Raw genomic sequence first — 17,944 nt, forward strand, 5'->3', positions numbered from 1 at the left:
AATTGGCTAGTCGCCGCCCCATCGCCATCGCGGCGGCTCGCCCTTCCACCAGCACACGCCGGTGAGCAGGACGCTCAGCACCGCAACATAGCCGACGAAGCCGGGGCGGGTGTGCGGAAGGATCATCGCCGCCCCGACAGCGATCAGAATCACGAAGCCTGCGACGACCGCCCAGCCTTGCCAGGAGACCGGCGGTCCCCAGCCCCAGCCATACCGCTTGGCGGGAAACCAGTAGTCGCTGTCATGCTGCATGAGAGTGCTCCAGCAAACGACAAGAAACCCTTCACACCTTGCCCGGTCCGCAGATGCCCTTGAGCGCCTGCCATTCGGCGCCCGACAGCAGCGGCCGGCCGGTCGCCGGACTGGCGGCGTCCGCCTTGCTCATGCGCGCGAGGCGGTCCTCGGTCAGCGGATGGCTGGAGACGATCGAAATTCCCTTGCCGCCTTCCTTGCCGGTGACGCGGAACATCAATTCGCCCATCGGCTTCGCGGCACGGCCGAGCCGGTGCATGGTCTCGATCGCAAAGGTGTCGGCATTGGTTTCGGCGTCGCGCGAATAGGATGACGTCACCAGCGAGCGCGAGGCGAAGATCAGCGCGCCGGAGCCGGTGACGTCGCCGAACAGCAGCCCGATCAGGAACGAGGTGCCGCCATTGTGGATCAGCTCGCGCATGCTGTCGCGATGGCGGAGATGGCCGAGCTCATGCGCCAAAACGCCGGCGATCTCGTCCGGGTTCTCGGCCTTCTCCAGCAGCCCCTTGAACAGAAAAACCTTGCCGCCCGGCAGCGCGAAGGCGTTCGGCACCGAGGTCGCCAGCACGCCCGACTGCACCGAATTGTCGAGGCCTGCGGTCTCCCGCAATTTGCCGACGAGCTTCTCGAATGCCGCTTGTCCGGCCGCGTCGCTGCACGGCTTGCCGTCGAACAGTACCTTGACCTGCGCCTCCGCGACATCGCCGAGGCGGCGTTCGAAAGAGTCAGGCACCAGGGGCGTCAGCCGGTCGGCGGCGAGCGGCACGCCGAACAGCACCACCAGCACGATCGACACCGCGGCCGCGAGCGACCAGCCGACGATCGCGGCGACGCCCTTGCGGTTCGGCAGCCCCTCCTCGAGCGTGTCGCAGCGCGCGACGACCGCCGCGATCAGCTGCGCGTCGCGGATTTCGAGCCGCGCCAGCTGTGGTGCGGTGAGGCAGCTCAGCCGCAACAGGCCGGACGGGCTGTCGGCGCGGCGGATGTCGGCATAGCCCCAGCGCGCGAGCAGCTCGCCGTCCTCCCTGATCTCCAGCGCATCGGACAGTTTGAGCGCGACCAGACGCCTCCGGCTCGATGCGCCGTCGAAGAAGACGCCGCCTTGTGCAGGCGTCGCCGCGGGGTTGGTTTGGCCGGAACCGGTCTCCATGTCGCTAGAAGCCCGCGACGTCGAGGCCGTCGGCAAAGCCTTCGCCGAGCGCATTGGCGAGCTCGCCGCGCGCGGTGACGTTGGCCGCAGCCTCGATGTTGTGCACGATGGTCGACGACAGCACCCGGACCCAGAGATCGCGCATCAGATAGACGCGCATCACCACATTCATCGCCAGCACGAAGGCAAGATAGCCGACGCCGGCGAGAGTGATCAGCGGAATGCTCTTGGCGAACGCCTCGGTCTTGAAGAAGGTCTCGATCGAGGAGCCGTCCATGCTGGCGACCAGCAAGGTACACAGCACGAGATAGGCAAAGAACAGCGTGCCGAGCAGCATTGCCCAGCCGATCACCTTCCAGTACAGGCCGATCAGCGCGCTGCGGCGCATGGTGGATTCCAGCCTGACCCCGCCGAAGCGGATGCCCGACAGCCACCAGCGCCACTCGATCGCCTTGAACGCGGCATAGATGAACGGCGCGAAGATCGTCATGTACAACGCGAACGGCGTCAGCAGCCAGAGCCACCAGCCCTGCTTGAAGAAATCCCAACCGCGACCTTCGAAGGAGCCCTGCAGATCGCCGTAAAAAGAATGCCGCATCTTGTAGCGTTCGAGCGCCGCCTCGCGCCATGGCAGCGCGAGGCCGAGCGTGATCACGACCAGCAGGCCCCATAGCGAGGCTTTCAGCGCATAGATCCAGCCCGAGCCGCTCATCCAGAAGCGGACGCCGCGCCACACCGTGCGGGTCAACCGGTAACGCCGCGCGCGATAAATCGCGAACTGGCCGAACAGGTAGAAGAACGCGACCAGCGGCAGCGAGGCGAAGGCCTTCAGATGCTCCGCCTCGATGCCGATCAGGAAGTAGCCGAGATAGATCGGCACCAGGATCGCGAGCGCGATCAGGAAACCGATCAGCAGCTCCTTGCCGCGGCCGGTATATTCCGGCGCGTCGCCGTCGATCTGAGTGTTCGACCAGAGGTGGCGGCGGATGTCGGTGGTGAGCCAGAACCGGTAGAAGCCGACCGTGACGAACTCGAGCCCGGCGCCGCGCGCGACCAGGCGGAAGAACTCCCGCCGCTTCCCTGAAAACCCCACCGGCATCGGCGGCGGGACCGGCGGCGGCTTCGGCGGCCCCAGCGGGGTCCAGCTCATGTCGTTCACGGGATAGCTCCAGGACGGGACAATCTATGCGTATCAAAACCACAGGTTTGTCGCTGCGAGTGTGATCCAGGTTTCACACAAGGTCGAGAGTGCGGGGGTGTTTTTGACGGCGGGCGGTTGGCTTTACCTTAACGGGATCGCCGGAAACAGTGCAGCCTCTGCTGCGGACATCGGCCGCAGGCGGAGCCAACCGGCCCCTCCTTCCAACCCTTGTTCCAACCCTTGCGAGCGAGCTTCGCTCGCCTCGAACCTCCGCCAGAGATAAACCGACAGAACGGCTAGTAGAAACACCGCCGCAGAAGCGAGGAAACCTGGCGATGAACAAGTGGATATTGTCGGCATGCCTTCTGGTGCTGACGGCAGCTCCCGCCGCTGCCGCCGACGTGCGCCTGGAGTCCTATCGCAATCCAGCGAATGAGAATTTTCGCATCTTCAATCATATGTACCTGGACGGCGCGCGCGGCGGCATGATGGCTTCCAATGCCTGGCTGAAACGGCATGGCGGCCAAATGTTGTTCTGCATGCCCGACCACCTCGCGCTGAGCACTGAGCAGACGGAAGAGATCATGCTCAAGTCAGCCGACAAGCGGGCCGCGAAAGGCGACATGGCGGTCGCTTCCCTGCTGCTGTGGGGCCTGCAGGATACCTTCCCCTGTGAAAAACCCGCCAGCCAATAAGCGGCCTCTCCACCCGCATTGTTCGCATGCGCCCAGCCGAATCAAACGCCGTTTCAAACAGACCCGCTCGCCGCCCCTGCCCCCGGCCTGCGAGAAAGGCCCGGATTCGGCCGCTTTGGCCTGACAACAATGCGGCCAAATGCGCGTTGAGAGCCCTTGCGCAAATGCAGGAATGAGAATGTAATTCGGTAAAACATGATGCGCCGGCGACGCCCCGGCTGCGAAATGGTTGAGGAGCCGCTCATGCACGGGACCGCCGATCTCGTCAAAGACGTGAATTTGGACGCCGCACGCGAACGCGCCAACGCGCTTCTCCTTGCCGACTATGATCCCGGCGATCCCGAGCTGTTCAAGACCGATACGTTCTGGCCGTATTTCGACCGGCTGCGCCGCGAGGACCCGGTGCATTACTGCAAGGACTCGATGTTCGGTCCGTACTGGTCGATCACCCGCTACAACGACATCATGGACATCGAGACCAACCACGCGATGTTCTCTTCGGCCGCCTCGCTCGGCGGCATCACCATCCGCGACGTGCCGCCGGACCTGCGCCGCGAAAGCTTCATCGCGATGGACCAGCCGCGCCATTCCGCGCAGCGCAAGACCGTGGCGCCGATGTTCACGCCGACGCATCTTGACGAGCTTGCGCTCAACATCCGCAAGCGCTCGACCGAATGCCTCGACAATCTGCCGCGCGGCGACGTGTTCGACTGGGTTGACAAGGTCTCGATCGAATTGACCACGCAGATGCTCGCGGTGCTGTTCGACTTCCCCTGGGAGGACCGCCGCAAGCTGACGCGCTGGTCCGACGTCGCGACCACCCTGCCCGGCGCCGGCGGCCTCGTCGCCACCGAAGACGAGCGGCAGGCCGAACTGATGGAATGCGCGAGCTATTTCGCAAGGCTCTGGAAGGAGCGCTCCGGCCAGCCGCCGAAGAGCGACCTGCTTTCGATGATGGCGCACAGCGACGCCACGCGGAACATGGACCCGAAGAATTTCCTCGGCAACCTGATCCTCTTGATCGTCGGCGGCAACGACACCACGCGCAACACGCTGTCCGGCAGCATCTATGCGCTGAGCAAGCATCCGGAGCAGTACCGCAAGCTGCGCGAGAACCCGGCACTGATCGACAGTTTCGTTCCGGAGGTGATCCGCTGGCAGACGCCGCTTGCCCATATGCGGCGCACCGCGCTCGCCGATTACGAATTCCGCGGACGCCAGATCAAGAAGGGCGACAAGGTCGTGATGTGGTACGTCTCGGGCAACCGCGACGAGGAGGCGATCGAGAAGCCCTACGAGTTCCTGATCGACCGCGCCCGCCCGCGCACCCACATCTCCTTCGGCTTCGGCATCCATCGCTGCGTCGGCCTGCGGCTCGCCGAGCTGCAGCTCAAGATCATCTGGGAGGAAATCCTGAAGCGCTTCGACACGATCGAGGTGGTGGAGGAGCCGCTGCGGGTGTATTCCAGTTTCATCAAGGGCTACGAGACGCTGCCGGTGCGGATTGCCGCCTGACGCCTCGCGAGCCAACCGGGATCAAGAACCATGAACGTCCAGACCGCCATCCGTGCCGATCGGGTCGAGCTAGAGCGCCAGGCGCGCGAGGAGGCCTATGCGACGCCGCTCAGGGATTTTCACCCCGGCGCGCCAAAACTGTTCCAGAACGACACGCTGTGGCCGTGGTTCGAGCGGCTGCGCAAGGAAGAGCCGGTGCACTACTGCACCAATTCGCCGATCGAGCCGTACTGGTCGGTGGTGAAGTACAACGACATCATGCATGTCGACACCAGCCACGGCATCTTCTCCTCGGATTCCACGCTCGGCGGCATCTCGATCCGCGACGTGCCGCCCGGCTATGACTATCCGAGCTTCATCGCGATGGACCAGCCCAAGCACGCCCATCAGCGCAAGACCGTGTCGCCGATGTTTACGCCTGATCATCTCGACGAGCTGGCAAAGCTGATCCGCCAGCGCTCGGCCAGCGTGCTCGACAATCTGCCGCGCAACGAGACCTTCAATTTCGTCGAGCGCGTCTCGATCGAATTGACCACCCAGATGCTGGCGACGCTGTTCGACTTCCCCTGGGAGGAACGGCGCAAGCTGACGCGCTGGTCCGACGTCTCCACCGCGCTGCCGAAGAGCGGCGTCGTCAATTCGCCGGAACAACGCCGGCAGGAGATGGACGAGTGCTACGCCTATTTCTCAAAGCTCTGGAACGAGCGCGTCAACGCGCCGCCGAAGAACGACCTGCTGTCGATGATGGCGCATAGCGACGCCACCCGGCACATGGACCCCGACAATCTGATGGGCAACATCATCCTGCTGATCGTCGGCGGCAACGATACCACGCGCAACACCATGAGCGGCTCGGTGCTGGCGCTGCACGAGCATCCCGACCAGTTCCAAAAGCTCAAGGAGAACCCCGGTCTGATCGACACCATGGTGCCGGAAGTGATCCGCTGGCAGACGCCGCTCGCGCATATGCGGCGCACCGCGCTGGTCGACACCGAGATCGGCGGCAAGACGATCAAGAAGGGCGACCGCGTCGTGATGTGGTACGTCTCCGGCAACCGCGACGACGAGGTGATCGACCGTCCCGACGAGTTCATCATCGATCGGGCGCGGCCGCGCATCCACCTGTCATTCGGCTTCGGCATCCACCGCTGCGTCGGTATGCGGCTCGCCGAGCTGCAGCTCAAGATCGTCTGGCAGGAGATGCTGAAGCGCTTCGACCGCATCGAGGTGGTCGGCGAGCCGAAGCGGGTCTATTCCAGCTTCGTGCGCGGCATCGAGAACCTGCCGGTGCGCATTCCGGGCTGAGCCCTGGAGCTCAGATCCGATCGAACCGGAACGGAGCTTAAGACTTTCGTCTTGACATGATCTCTTCAACGCGATGCGGTCCCCGCTTCGCTCAAAAACACTCCAAATCATCCTTGGCTGCAAGCCTGATCGGCCCTATGTCTGCCGCGCATGGATGCGCCGCCCCAGGCGGCCCTTTCGGGTGCCGATCGGCGGCGTTTGCAGTCTGGGCCAGTTGACGGAAGATGAACCGAAAAGAACGGCGTGCGGCCAACAAGCGACGCGACGAGTCCGCAAAGCGGCCTAACGCCCCTGGCTTCGGCTCCGCGGCTGACCTCGCTGCCGAAGCAAGCCGCTTCTACGGGATGGGCCGCCTCAACGAGGCGCAGGAGATTTGCCGGCAAATCCTTGCCCGCGAGCCTGCCCATGTGCAGAGCCTGAATCTTCTCGGCCTGATGGCGCAGGCCTCCGGCGACCACCGCGCCGCGGTGAAGATGTTCGTGAAAGCGATCGCTGCGGACGAGGTGAACGCCGCCTGCCATTACAACGCCGGCTATTCGTACCAGTCACTGGGCAATCGCGCCAAAGCGGCGACGCATTTCAGCAAAGCGCTTGCACTCGGCATGGACGCGAAGGCCGCCGGCCTCATCCTCCAGAGCCCTGTCATTACCAGCCATCTCGGGCGGATTGACGTCAACTGGCCGCTGCCGGTAACGAACCTCGAATTGTTCGGCACCGAAGGCGTCGCGCCACTTGCGAGCGACCTCTTCCTGCGCTGTGCGATGGAGACGACGACGCTGGCAAGCATGCCGATCGAGGTGCTGCTGGGATATGCGCGCGCCGAGTTGCTGCGGCTCGCCGGCAATCAAGGCTCGGAGGACGAGGATATCGTTGCCTTTGCGTGCGCGCTCGCCGGGCAATGCTTTATCAACGGATATGTCTATGGACGGACTGAGGCGGACGCCGAAGGTGCGAGCGCCCTGCGCGACCGGCTGCTGCAGGACCTGGCGTCCGGGGCCGCCATCACGCCGCTCACGCTGGCGGTGGTTGCGGCCTATTTCCCCCTGCATGCGCTGCCAACGGCGGACGCGCTGCTGCACCGGGATTGGCCTGCGGCTGTCACCGGATTGCTGAAGGTACAGTTGCGCGAACCGCTTGAGGAAATGGCCGAGCGTAACGCCATCACGGCGCTCACTCCCATCGAGAACAGCGTCTCCGTCGAGGTGATGCGCCAGTACGAGGAAAATCCCTATCCGCGCTGGACCGTCAACCCGCTGACGGCCCTCGTCGCCGATCAGGCGCGGGGAAAGATCGCCCTGGCGGCGGAACGGCAAGCCAAGCTCGATATCCTGATCGCAGGCTGCGGTACCGGCTCGCACGCGATCCAGACCGCGCAGGTCTATCCGAACGCCCGTCTGCTCGCGGTCGACATCAGCATGACCAGCCTCGCCTATGCGCGCCGCAAGACGCGGGAGCTTGGCCTGCGCAACATCGAATATGCGCAGGCGGATATTCTGGAATTGGGCTCGATCGGTCGCACGTTCGACAGCATCGAGTCGGTCGGGGTGCTGCACCATCTTGCCGAGCCGATGGCCGGCTGGCGCGTGCTGGTCCCGCTGCTGCGGCCGGGCGGCACGATGCGCATCGGGCTCTACAGCGATCTGGCGCGCCGCGTGATCGTGGAGGCCCGCGCCCGCATCGCCGCGCGCGGCTATCGCGCCACCGCCGAGGACATCAGAAGGTGCCGCCAGGACATCTTCCGCGAAGCCGAACTGTGGAAGCCACTGATCGGCGCGAAGGATTTCTACAGCATGAGCGGCTGCCGCGATTTGCTGTTCAACGTCATGGAGCATCGCCTGACGATCCCCGGGATCGCGGCATTCCTGAACGATCATGGCCTGTCGTTCACGGGCTTCGAACCGTTTGACGATCCGACGGTGATGGAAAAGTTTCGCAAGCAGTTTCCGGGCACGGCCGATGAGGCGAGCCTCGATCAGTGGCACCGCTTCGAGATCGAGCATCCGGAGACGTTCTGGGACATGTATGTGTTCACGGCGGGCAAGAACGCGCACTGAGGCTTCAGGGCGCCAGCATGAAGCGTAGGCAAAACCTCCGATCGGCCGCACGCTCAGTTCGTGCGCCAGCGGCTTACTCGATCACCTCATCCGCGCCGCTGACAACTGAAGCAGAGAACTCGCGGCCAAGCAGCTTGGCGGTCTTCAGGTTGATCACGAACTCGACCTTGGTCACCAGTTGCACCGGAAGATCGGCAGGCTTTTCGCCCTTCAGAACCCGGCCGGCATAGATGCCCGCGCGCCGATGCGACTGCACAAAATCACCTCCATAGCTCATCAACCCTCCAGCCATGGGGAAGTCGCGGGTCTGCGTGATGGCGGGCACGCCATACTTCGTCGCGAGATCGGCCAGTCGCTGGCTTCGAAATGCGAAATAGGGATCGGAGGTGAATACGAGTCCGTTTGCCCGCTCCTTCGCCACGGCAGAGAACAGGGATTCAAATTCATCTTCCTTGCTTGCACTCAAGATCTGCAGCTGAACCCCCAGGGTTTCGGCGGCGGAGCGCAGCCTCTGCACTTGTGAACCGGCAGTTGGACTTGTCGGGTTGGTGACGACCCCCAATGTGGTGGCCGCCGGCAGCAGCTCGCGCATCAACTCAAGCCGCTTCGGCGACACGTCGACGCTCAGGCTCGAGACTCCCGTGATATTGCCTCCCGGCCGCGACAGGCTGTCCACCACGCCCAGCTGAACCGGATCGCCGCCCATCTCGAAGACGATGGTCGTGGTGGTGCCGGTTGCTTTGGCGGCAAGCGCGACCGGAGCGCCGCCGGGTGCGACCAGCACATCCACATTGTGCGCGACCAGTTCGGCGGCCAGAGCGGGCAAGCGAGCATATTGCCCGTTGGCCCATCGATATTCGATCGCAACGTTGCGGCCCTCCACGAAGCCGACTTCGGCAAGTCCCTGGTGAAATGCTTTCAGCCGACTGCCAAACAGATCAGGCGATTCCGGGCAAAGATAGCCGATGACCGGCATGGACGATTTCTGCGCATGCGCGGATGTCGCCCAGGTCGCGGCGGCGGCCATCAACGAGAGGACATCGCGCCGGCTGGCACGTCCGCGCAACGTTGCTGCTCCAGCGTCAACGCATCTCATGCTCACGAACTCGCTGCTCGCCGTCGACCGAAGCATATCTCAGGGGGCTCAGCCAGTCGCCAACGGATTGCGCCGAGCACCCGCGAGCCGGCACCAGCTAGGGCACATCAAAGGAAATTTCAGAGACCGGAACGGCCTCATCGAAGCCCTTGATTTGTCGATTCCCGATCTCCTGCACAGCCCGCTTGCCCCGCACGCTTGCGGCGATCTCGGCGTCGACCAGGATTTCCCGGTCTGCGGCAGAAGCGCACAGGCGGGCCGCCAGATTGACCACGCTGCCGATCGCCGTGTAGTCGAGCCGGTCCTCGTACCCGATGCTGCCGACGGTGGCCGGTCCGCCGGCGAGCCCAACGCCGAAACCAACATGGTAGCCTCGCGATCGCCAGCCGGCGATCAGCCCTTGCACGCGCTTCTGCATTTCGATCGCAAGGTCGACGGCTCTTAACGCCGGCTGCTCGACCGCAACGGGTGCGTTCACCAGCACCATCAATCCGTCTCCGGAGAAGCTGATGAGCGTTGCTTCGAACTGCGCGATGACCCGGCCCAGCACCTCATAATATTCGGACAGCACGCTCATGACTGCCTCGGGGGTGACGCCGGCGGAAAACGCGGTGAACCCCCGCAAATCGCAAAACACAACGACGACGTCGGTACGGCGGCCATCCAGCACGCTGTCGTCGCCGGCCCGATCGACGAGATCCGCGACCTGAGGCGCGAGAAACCGCTTGAGCTTCGCGATACGCTCCTGATGCTGCTGCGCGAGTGCCAGTTCGGCGGCCATCCTGTTGAAGCTGTTTGCAAGACGCTGAAACTCGTCCCCGGTCTGGATGGAAATGCGGTGATCGAACGATCCGGCGCCGATCCGTTCCGTCCCCTCCTCGAGCAACTTGATCGGCTCCGTCATCCGGTGCGCAAATGCATAGGCCAGCAGCCCTGCAAACAGGGTGCTGCCTGCGAGAAGCACTGCGGTCCGCCGCAGGGCGGCATAGATCGGCGCGTAGGCTTCAGAGAGCGGCTGTGCCACCACAACGGTCCAGTCGGGCCCCGCCACAGGAGCCGCGCTGGCAGCAACCTGACGTCCCTGTGCGTCCCGGCTCGTTGCAAAGCCTGCTCCCGGGCCGATCGCGTCGCGTATGGTGCGAAATGGCTGTGAGGTTCTCTCTTCCATCCCACGGAGGACGAGGCTGATGTCGGGATGGGCAATCAGGCGACCCTGACGGTCCAGGACAAAGGCGAGGCCGGTCTCTCCCACCTTGATCGCCGAAACGACGTCCCAGATCAGCTTGAGATTGACTTCGGCGATGGCTGCACCGACCGCGGTTCGGTTACCCACCAAAGCAACCGTCAAATAGGGTTCCGAGCCCCTGTGATAGCTGACATCGCTGAACCAAACCTGCCTCGCGTGGGCGCCGATCACCGCAGGATCCGTCGACCGGTCTAGACGACTTTCAATCCGATTGAGGCCGACCCGCGAGACATAGAGACGCTCCAACCCCTTGTTGTCGATGAGAGTCACGCTGACAATGGCAGGCGCTTGACGAAACAGACGCAAGGCATCGGTCCGCCGCTCTTCATCCGCCTCGTCGGTCCATGGCAGCTGGACCAGCCAGCCAAGCTGGACTGAAATATCGGAAATGAAGTTATGAATTTCGGCGGCAGCGGACGTCGCCTGAACCCCAAGCAGTTGGTCCAGCCTTGCGCGCTGATCGCGGTAACCGAACCAGGCTTCAATGCTGCCGTTGATCGCAATCGGAAACGCGACGGCCAAGAAGAGCACGAGAAAGTACTTTGGGAAGAGGCCGCGAAAGACAATCATGCCCCGATACCTGAAAATGCGACGGGTCTATCAATATGCCGAAAATGAAGCCTTGAAATAAAGTATGCCCGGCGGCGGCCGCCATTTTGCATTCTGAAGATAGGGAGCCGCTTTTTTGGCTGCAATGAGGCTGTCTGCCGATCCGGCCAAAAGACGCTCCGTCCGCCCTCCCCGCTCGCTTGGCGGCTATACAATTCTGGCATAGCTGCGCAAAGCAGATGCGAAGAGAATATAGCCCCTATCTGGCCTAAAGCCTGTGACGGGAGGCCGCGCCCATGCGCGCCCCTTGTACTGACGCGTTTTTCTTCGCGAACCGGTACCCGGTTCGCTCGAAAACGCTACCGCCGAGGCCATGATGGACCAGATTGCCGTTCACCAGGACAACGCGACCAGCACCGACTGGCCGGTTGCGATCTACCGCACGCTGAAGGATTTTGGCGTGGCACAGGTGTTCTATGTCCCCGATGCGGGGCATTCCAAGCTGATCAAGCTGTCGCATGCGGATGCCGACATCAAGACCACCGTGCTGACAACCGAGGAAGAGGGCGTGGCGCTGTCCGCCGGCGCCTGGCTCGGCGGCGATCGCGCGGTACTTCTGATGCAATCGAGCGGCGTCGGCAATTGCGTCAACATGCTGTCACTGATGACAAGCTGCCGCTTCCCGCTGCTGACCCTGGTGACGATGCGCGGCGAATGGGCCGAGTTCAATCCCTGGCAGATCCCGATGGGCCGGGCGACGCCGAAGGCGTTCGAGATCATGGGCACCACCGTGCTGCGGCTGGACAACCCTGACGATGCCGGGGAAGTGGTCTCGGCCGCCGCCTCGCTCGCCTATGACGGCGACCAGCAGGTCGCGGTGCTGATCTCGCAGCGGATGATCGGCCGCAAGAAGTGGACCAAGGAGACGCACTGATGTCAGCCGCAACAGGCACTCTCGATCGCCGCGCCGCCGTGAAGGCGCTGCTCACTGAGCGCGACGACCTGCTCGTGATCTCCGGGCTCGGCTCCTCGTCCTACGATGTGTTCGATGCCGGCGAGCATCCCGGCAATTTCTATCTCTGGGGCGCGATGGGCGGCGCCGCGATGGTCGGGCTCGGCCTCGCGCTGGCGCAGCCGAAGCGCCCGGTGCTTGTCGTCACCGGCGATGGTGAGCAGCTGATGGGGATCGGCAGCCTCTTGACCATCGCCACCAAGCAGCCCGGCAATCTCTCGATCGCGGTGCTCGACAACGGCCATTTCGGCGAGACCGGGATGCAGCTTAGCCACTCCGGCCTCGGCGCCAGGCTCGAGGTGATCGCGAGCGGCGCGGGCATTGCCAGCATTTCCGATATCGCCGACATGGCCGGCGTCGAAAGCTTCGGCAAGAGCCTGCGCGATCTCGGCGGCGGCCCACGGCTGGCGCGCATCCGCATCGCCGCCGGCGAGGTCGAGCGCGCGCTGCCGCCGCGCGACGGCGCGTATCTCAAGAACCGCTTCCGCAGCCATCTCGGCTTCGCGGTGAAGTGATGCGCAAGCCGCGCTCAGGCGAGCTGGATATCCCAGAGCCCCTCGGCGCGCAGCGCGGCGACCTCGTCGCGCAACAGCTTTGCGATCAGCGTCATCGCATTGGAGCCGGGATGCTCGACCGGCGAGGCCAGCGTCAGCTCGCGCCGCGGCGCCGGCCGCGCGATGGAGGCGGTCTCGAGCCGGCCCTCCGCCACCTCGGCGCGCACCGAGGACGGCGGCAGCAAGGTATATCCGAGGCCCTCCTCGACCAGGCTGGTCAGCACGCGGAACGAATCCGCCTCGAGCTTGACGTCGAGATCGATCTTCTTTTTGGCCGCGGCATGTTCGAGCAGCGCGCGGAGCCCGTGCGAGTGACTGGGCAGCACCAGGCGCTGGCGCATCAGCCAGCCGAACTCGACCTGCTTCTTCTGCTTCAGCCCGCTGCCGCGCGGGCCGACCGCGACGATGCTATCGCGGCCGAGGCTTTGCACCGCCAGATGCAGATCGACCGACGGCCCGTAGATCACCGCGAGGTCCATCTCGCCGCGATGCAGCCACTCGATCAGATGGCCGCTGTAGCTTTCGACGATGCAGAGCGAGATGCCGGGATAGCGTTCCACCGTGCGCCGCGCCAGCCGCGCCGACAACACGCAGCTCACCGTCGGCACCAGCCCGAGCACGACGCGGCCGGACGGCGCGCCGCCGGCGGACTGGATGTCGTCCCGGATCTGGTCGATCTGCCGCACGATACCGCCGGTGCGCGCCAGCAGCAGCCGGCCGGCATCGGTCAGCACCATGCCGCGACCGTTGCGCGTGAACAATTCGGTGCGCAGCTCGTGCTCCAGGAGCTTGATCTGCCGGCTCAGCGCCGGCTGCGCGACCCGCAGCGTATCGGACGCCTTGCTCAGACTCCCGAGTTCCGCGACACACGCAAAGGTCCTAAGCTGGCGGAAATCCATACTTGCCAATCCTGGAAGGCAGGTTCATACGCTATAACAAAACAGCATAGGGAGTTTACCGGGGCCCCACAACAGCGGGCAATTGGCCTGCTTCAGGCACAACCTCTCGGCAAGATGAAACAATGACCACACACGATCAGCACAGCGACGACCACACAGACATCCGCGACGCGGTGGCAAAACTCTGCGCGCAGTTTCCCGGCGAATACTGGCGCAAGCTCGATCGCCAGATGGCCTATCCGAAGGAATTCGTCGATGCGCTGACGGAGGCCGGCTATCTCTCGGTCTTGATCCCCGAGGAATATGGCGGCGCGGGCCTGAAATTGTCGGCGGCAGCCGCGATCCTGGAAGAGATCCAGCGCGCCGGCTGCAATGGCGGCGGCTGCCACGCCCAGATGTACACGATGGGCACCGTGCTGCGGCACGGCAACGACGCGCAGAAGGCCAAGTATCTGCCGAAGGTCGCGACCGGCGCGTTGCGGCTGCAGGCGTTCGGCGTCACCGAGCCGACCAGCGGCACCGATACCTCGTCGCTGAAAACCTTCGCGCGCCGCGAGGGCGACCATTACGTCGTCAACGGCCAGAAGATCTGGACCAGCCGCGCCGAATATTCCGACCTGATGGTGCTACTGGCGCGCACCACGCCGAAGGAGCAGTCGAGGAAGCGCACCGACGGGCTTTCGGTGTTCATCGTCGACATGCGCGAGGTCAAGGGCAAGGGCCTCGAAATCCGCCCCATCCGCACCATGATGAACCACGCCACCACCGAAGTGTTCTTCACCGACATGAAGGTGCCGGCGGAGAATCTGATCGGCGAGGAAGGCAAGGGCTTTCGGTACATCCTCTCCGGCATGAATGCCGAGCGCATCCTGATCGCGGCCGAATGCGTCGGCGACGCCAAATGGTTCATCCAGAAGGCGACCAACTACGCCAAGGAGCGCAGCGTATTCGGCCGGCCGATCGGCCAGAATCAAGGGATCCAGTTTCCAATTGCAAAAGCCTACGCCTCGATGCGCGCGGCCGAGCTGATGGTGAAGGAAGCCACCCGCAAATATGAGGCCGGGCTCGATTGCGGCGCCGAGGCCAACATGGCCAAGATGCTGGCCGCGGATGCCTCCTGGGAAGCGGCCAATGCCTGCGTGCAGACCCATGGCGGCTTCGGCTTCGCCGAGGAATACGACGTCGAGCGTAAATTCCGCGAGACCCGGCTCTACCAGGTGGCGCCGATCTCGACCAACCTGATCCTGTCCTTCGTCGCCGAGCATGTGCTCGGCATGCCCCGCTCCTACTGAGTTCTCGATCATGCTGCCGCTTGAGGGATTGACCGTCATCGCCGTCGAACAGGCGGTTGCCGCGCCGTTCTGCTCGTCACGCCTGGCGGACGCCGGCGCCCATGTAATCAAGATCGAGCGGCCCGAGGGCGATTTCGCCCGCGGCTATGATGCCGCGGCGAAGGGCCAGAGCAGCTATTTCGTGTGGCTCAACCGCGGCAAGGATTCCGCCGTCGTTGATCTCGCCACCAAGGAGGGCCGCGCCACGCTGGAGGAGCTGATCGCAGGCGCCGACGTGCTGCTGCAAAACCTGAAGCCGGGCTCAATGGACAAGCTCGGCTTTTCGCGCGAGCGGCTGCGCAAGGACTATCCGAAGCTGATCATGTGCACGATCACGGGCTATGGCGACACCGGCCCCTACGCCGACCGCAAGGCCTATGACCTGTTGATCCAGGCCGAGAGCGGCCTCGCCTCGATCACCGGCGGCCCCGAGGGCGCCTCGCGCGTCGGCATGTCGATCGTCGATGTCGCGACCGGCGCTACCGCGCATGCCTCGATCCTCGAGGCGCTGATCGGGCGCGGCCGCACCGGAGAGGGAGCCGACATACGGATCTCGATGTTCGACGTGATGGCCGACTGGCTCACCGTGCCGCTACTCAATGCCGAAGACGGCAAGTCGCCGAAGCGGATCGGCCTCGCCCATCCCTCGATCGCGCCCTATGGCGTGTTCCGCTCGAAGGACGGCAAGGAAATCCTGATCTCGATCCAGAGCGAGCGCGAGTGGAAGACGCTGTGCGCCAAGGTGCTGGGACAGCCTGCCCTGCCTGACGATCCGCGCTTTGCCAACATGGTCGAGCGGGTGCGCAACCGCGCGCTGACCGACCAGATCGTCAGCGACAGCTTTGGCAAGCTCACGCGCGAGGAATTGCTGGCCAAGCTCGCCGAGGCCGACATCGCCTTTGCCGAGGTCAACAGTATGGACGATCTCGCAAAACATCCGCATCTGCGCCGCATCGAGGTCGACACGCCGAACGGCAAGGTCAGCTATCCGGCGCCGGCCGCGATCGTCGTTGGCGAGGACAGGCACTACGGCAAGGTGCCCGCGATCGGCGAGCGCACCAAGCGATCCTGAAATCCCTCCTGCCCGGGCAAAATCTCATGACCGACAAACTCGACCTCGATCATCTCCGCCAGTGGATCGGCCGCTCCCAGGAGGCCTCCGACGTCGTCACCAAATATCTCGTGATGGGCCTGCGCGCGACGCTGTTCCAGGAGATCGGCGAGCCGAAGGCGGGCGATGCCGCGCCGTGGACCACGCATTGGTGCCTGGCGCAGCCGGTGTTTGCGATGTCGCAATTGAGCCAGGACGGCCATCCGACCCGCGGCGGTTTCCTGCCGCCGGTGCCGCTGCCGCGCCGGATGTGGGCCGGCGGCGAGCTCGAATTCTTCGATAGCTTGCGCATCGGCGACGACGCCAAGCGGACCTCGCGCATTGCAGACGTCACGGTGAAATCGGGCTCGACCGGCACGCTGTGCTTCGTCTCGGTCAATCACGAGGTGACGACGTCGCGCGGGCTTGCGGTCCGCGAGCGGCAGGACATCGTCTATCGCGAGATGACGACGCAGGCCGCAGCGCCCGCCAAGGCGCCGCCGCCTCCGGTCGCGCAGCATCGCGAGAGCCACGTCTCCGACCCGGTGCTGCTGTTTCGTTATTCGGCGCTGACCTTCAACGGCCACCGTATCCATTACGACCGCGACTACGTCACCAAGGTCGAGGGCTATCCTGGCCTGATCTTCCACGGGCCGCTGCAGGCCTCATTCATCGTCGAGCTCGCGGCCAAGCTGCGCGGCGGCAAGCCGCCAAAGAAGCTGTCCTATCGCGGCGTGCAGCCGCTGTTCGAGGGCAGCGAGTTCTCGATCAATGCCAACGACAAGGACGGCGGCATGGAGCTGTGGACCGCGAATGCCGAGGGCCAGCCGACCATGAAGGGCACGGGGACCTGGTAGAGCCTGAGCCGGACGCATATCAAGACCACGAGAAGTGAAGGGCCGTCTTTCGCTGGCCTCTCGCATCCTTTACTGTGATCGCATTCAGCCATGGATCACGGGATCATGAGTCGCTTCTGGAGTTCGGTCGTCCACAATCTGTCGCCATACGTGCCCGGCGAGCAGCCGAAGATCGATGGCCTCGTCAAGCTCAATACCAACGAGAATCCCTACCCGCCGTCGCCGCGCGCGCTGGCGGCGATCACAGCGACGACCGATCGCCTGCGGCTCTACCCGGATCCCCGTGCAACCGCCCTGCGGGAGGCGATCGCGGCGCGCTATGGCGTCACGCCAGATGAAGTGTTCGTCGGCAACGGCTCGGACGAGGTGCTGGCCCACGCCTTTCCGGCGCTGCTGAAGCACGACGCGCCGCTGCTGTTCCCCGACATCACCTACAGCTTCTACCCGGTCTATTGCCGCCTCTATGGCGTCAGCTACGAGGTGGTGCCGCTCGATGCCGCGATGCGGGTGAATTTGTCCGACTATCGGCGGCCAGGCAGCGCCATCCTGCTGTGCAATCCGAACGCGCCGACCGGCATCGCGCTGCCACGTGCGGCAATCGAGGCGCTTGTCACCGAGCATCCCGACCGGCTGGTGGTGGTCGACGAGGCCTATGTCGACTTCGGCGCCGAGAGCGCCGTGCCGCTGGTCGCGCGGCACGACAATCTGCTGGTGGTGCAGACGCTGTCGAAGTCGCGCGCGCTGGCGGGCCTTCGGGTCGGCTTCGCGATCGGCCAACGCCCGCTGATCGAGGCGCTGGAGCGGGTAAAGGACAGCTTCAACTCCTATCCGCTGGATTGCTTTGCGATCGCGGGTGCCGTCGCCTCGATCGAGGACGAGGCCTGGTTCGAGGAGACGCGGCAACGCATCATCCGGAGCCGCGAGGCGCTGGTCCGCGGCCTCACTGAGCTTGGCTTCGAGGTGCTGCCCTCGCTGGCGAATTTCGTGTTCGCCCGCCACCCCGGCCACCGTGGCGCGGATCTCGCCGCCCGGCTGCGCGAGCGCGGCGTCCTGGTCCGGCATTTCCAGAAGCCGCGGATCGAGGACTTTTTGCGCATCACGGTCGGAACGGACGATGAGTGCGGCCGCCTGATCGACCTGCTGCGCGGCATGGTCTGATCACCTTCCGCGAGCCACGCAACTTGCGATCGATAGCGGC

16 protein-coding genes are annotated in these 17,944 nt (G+C 64.4%); 10 read left to right on the forward strand and 6 right to left on the reverse strand.

Annotated features, from left to right (window positions below):
- Nucleotides 1–6: 6 nt before the first annotated feature.
- From G6P99_RS36890 to G6P99_RS36900, 3 genes are read right to left on the reverse strand one after another with little or no spacing between them, the layout of a single operon-like run.
- Nucleotides 7–252 carry a hypothetical protein gene (locus tag G6P99_RS36890; RefSeq protein ID WP_029080291.1) on the reverse strand — a complete coding sequence of 82 codons (246 nt, stop codon included), beginning with the start codon at nucleotides 250–252 and terminating at the stop codon, nucleotides 7–9.
- 31 nt (nucleotides 253–283) lie between these two features.
- On the reverse strand, nucleotides 284–1,402 hold the full coding sequence (locus G6P99_RS36895; protein WP_029080292.1) for a M48 family metallopeptidase: 1,119 nt from the start codon (nucleotides 1,400–1,402) through the stop codon (nucleotides 284–286).
- A gap of 4 nt (nucleotides 1,403–1,406) precedes the next feature.
- A complete protein-coding gene (locus tag G6P99_RS36900) occupies nucleotides 1,407–2,552 on the reverse strand; it encodes a DUF898 family protein (protein WP_156928527.1) in 1,146 nt (381 codons plus the stop codon).
- 326 nt (nucleotides 2,553–2,878) lie between these two features.
- On the opposite strand from G6P99_RS36900, the gene G6P99_RS36905 reads away from it, so the two are divergent.
- From G6P99_RS36905 to G6P99_RS36920, 4 genes are all read left to right on the forward strand, one after another.
- The gene (locus tag G6P99_RS36905; RefSeq protein ID WP_029080294.1) at nucleotides 2,879–3,238 is read left to right on the forward strand and encodes a hypothetical protein; all 360 of its coding nucleotides are present in this window, start codon (nucleotides 2,879–2,881) and stop codon (nucleotides 3,236–3,238) included.
- Nucleotides 3,239–3,481: 243 nt separating this feature from the next.
- Nucleotides 3,482–4,753: a cytochrome P450 gene (locus G6P99_RS36910; RefSeq protein WP_029080295.1), complete on the forward strand. Its 1,272-nt coding sequence runs from the start codon at nucleotides 3,482–3,484 to the stop codon at nucleotides 4,751–4,753.
- Between the two features lie 30 nt (nucleotides 4,754–4,783).
- Nucleotides 4,784–6,058 carry a cytochrome P450 gene (locus G6P99_RS36915; RefSeq protein WP_029080296.1) on the forward strand — a complete coding sequence of 425 codons (1,275 nt, stop codon included), beginning with the start codon at nucleotides 4,784–4,786 and terminating at the stop codon, nucleotides 6,056–6,058.
- 224 nt (nucleotides 6,059–6,282) lie between these two features.
- Complete coding sequence (locus G6P99_RS36920) at nucleotides 6,283–8,112, forward strand: class I SAM-dependent methyltransferase (protein WP_245284629.1); 1,830 nt, start codon at nucleotides 6,283–6,285, stop codon at nucleotides 8,110–8,112.
- Nucleotides 8,113–8,185: 73 nt separating this feature from the next.
- Here the strand turns inward: G6P99_RS36920 and G6P99_RS36925 are convergent, their stop codons facing one another.
- Both G6P99_RS36925 and G6P99_RS36930 read right to left on the reverse strand, forming a co-directional pair.
- Nucleotides 8,186–9,139 (reverse strand): ABC transporter substrate-binding protein, encoded by a 954-nt coding sequence (locus G6P99_RS36925; RefSeq protein ID WP_165129134.1) that lies wholly within the window; start codon nucleotides 9,137–9,139, stop codon nucleotides 8,186–8,188.
- A gap of 166 nt (nucleotides 9,140–9,305) precedes the next feature.
- Nucleotides 9,306–11,024: an adenylate/guanylate cyclase domain-containing protein gene (locus G6P99_RS36930; protein WP_165125665.1), complete on the reverse strand. Its 1,719-nt coding sequence runs from the start codon at nucleotides 11,022–11,024 to the stop codon at nucleotides 9,306–9,308.
- A gap of 352 nt (nucleotides 11,025–11,376) precedes the next feature.
- Here G6P99_RS36930 and G6P99_RS36935 point away from each other — a divergent pair, with 352 nt between their 5' ends.
- Nucleotides 11,377–11,937, forward strand: coding sequence for a thiamine pyrophosphate-binding protein (locus tag G6P99_RS36935; RefSeq protein ID WP_156928524.1), 561 nt, complete (start codon nucleotides 11,377–11,379; stop codon nucleotides 11,935–11,937).
- Nucleotides 11,937–12,530, forward strand: coding sequence for a thiamine pyrophosphate-dependent enzyme (locus tag G6P99_RS36940; RefSeq protein WP_029080301.1), 594 nt, complete (start codon nucleotides 11,937–11,939; stop codon nucleotides 12,528–12,530). The genes G6P99_RS36935 and G6P99_RS36940 overlap by 1 nt, the downstream gene beginning before the upstream one ends.
- Nucleotides 12,531–12,544: 14 nt before the next feature.
- Here the strand turns inward: G6P99_RS36940 and G6P99_RS36945 are convergent, their stop codons facing one another.
- The gene (locus tag G6P99_RS36945) at nucleotides 12,545–13,468 is read right to left on the reverse strand and encodes a LysR family transcriptional regulator (RefSeq protein WP_029080302.1); all 924 of its coding nucleotides are present in this window, start codon (nucleotides 13,466–13,468) and stop codon (nucleotides 12,545–12,547) included.
- Nucleotides 13,469–13,590: 122 nt separating this feature from the next.
- On the opposite strand from G6P99_RS36945, the gene G6P99_RS36950 reads away from it, so the two are divergent.
- From G6P99_RS36950 to hisC, 4 genes are all read left to right on the forward strand, one after another.
- Nucleotides 13,591–14,760, forward strand: a complete 1,170-nt coding sequence (locus tag G6P99_RS36950) for an acyl-CoA dehydrogenase family protein (protein WP_029080303.1) — start codon at nucleotides 13,591–13,593, stop codon at nucleotides 14,758–14,760.
- Nucleotides 14,761–14,770: 10 nt separating this feature from the next.
- A complete protein-coding gene (locus G6P99_RS36955; protein WP_029080304.1) occupies nucleotides 14,771–15,871 on the forward strand; it encodes a CaiB/BaiF CoA transferase family protein in 1,101 nt (366 codons plus the stop codon).
- A 26-nt stretch (nucleotides 15,872–15,897) separates the two neighbouring features.
- Nucleotides 15,898–16,746 (forward strand): FAS1-like dehydratase domain-containing protein, encoded by an 849-nt coding sequence (locus G6P99_RS36960; protein WP_029080305.1) that lies wholly within the window; start codon nucleotides 15,898–15,900, stop codon nucleotides 16,744–16,746.
- A gap of 105 nt (nucleotides 16,747–16,851) precedes the next feature.
- Nucleotides 16,852–17,904, forward strand: coding sequence for a histidinol-phosphate transaminase (hisC, locus tag G6P99_RS36965; protein WP_029080306.1), 1,053 nt, complete (start codon nucleotides 16,852–16,854; stop codon nucleotides 17,902–17,904).
- Nucleotides 17,905–17,944 lie beyond the last annotated feature (40 nt).

It is taken from the genome of Bradyrhizobium sp. 6(2017), assembly GCF_011058295.2.
Lineage (GTDB): Bacteria > Pseudomonadota > Alphaproteobacteria > Rhizobiales > Xanthobacteraceae > Bradyrhizobium > Bradyrhizobium septentrionale.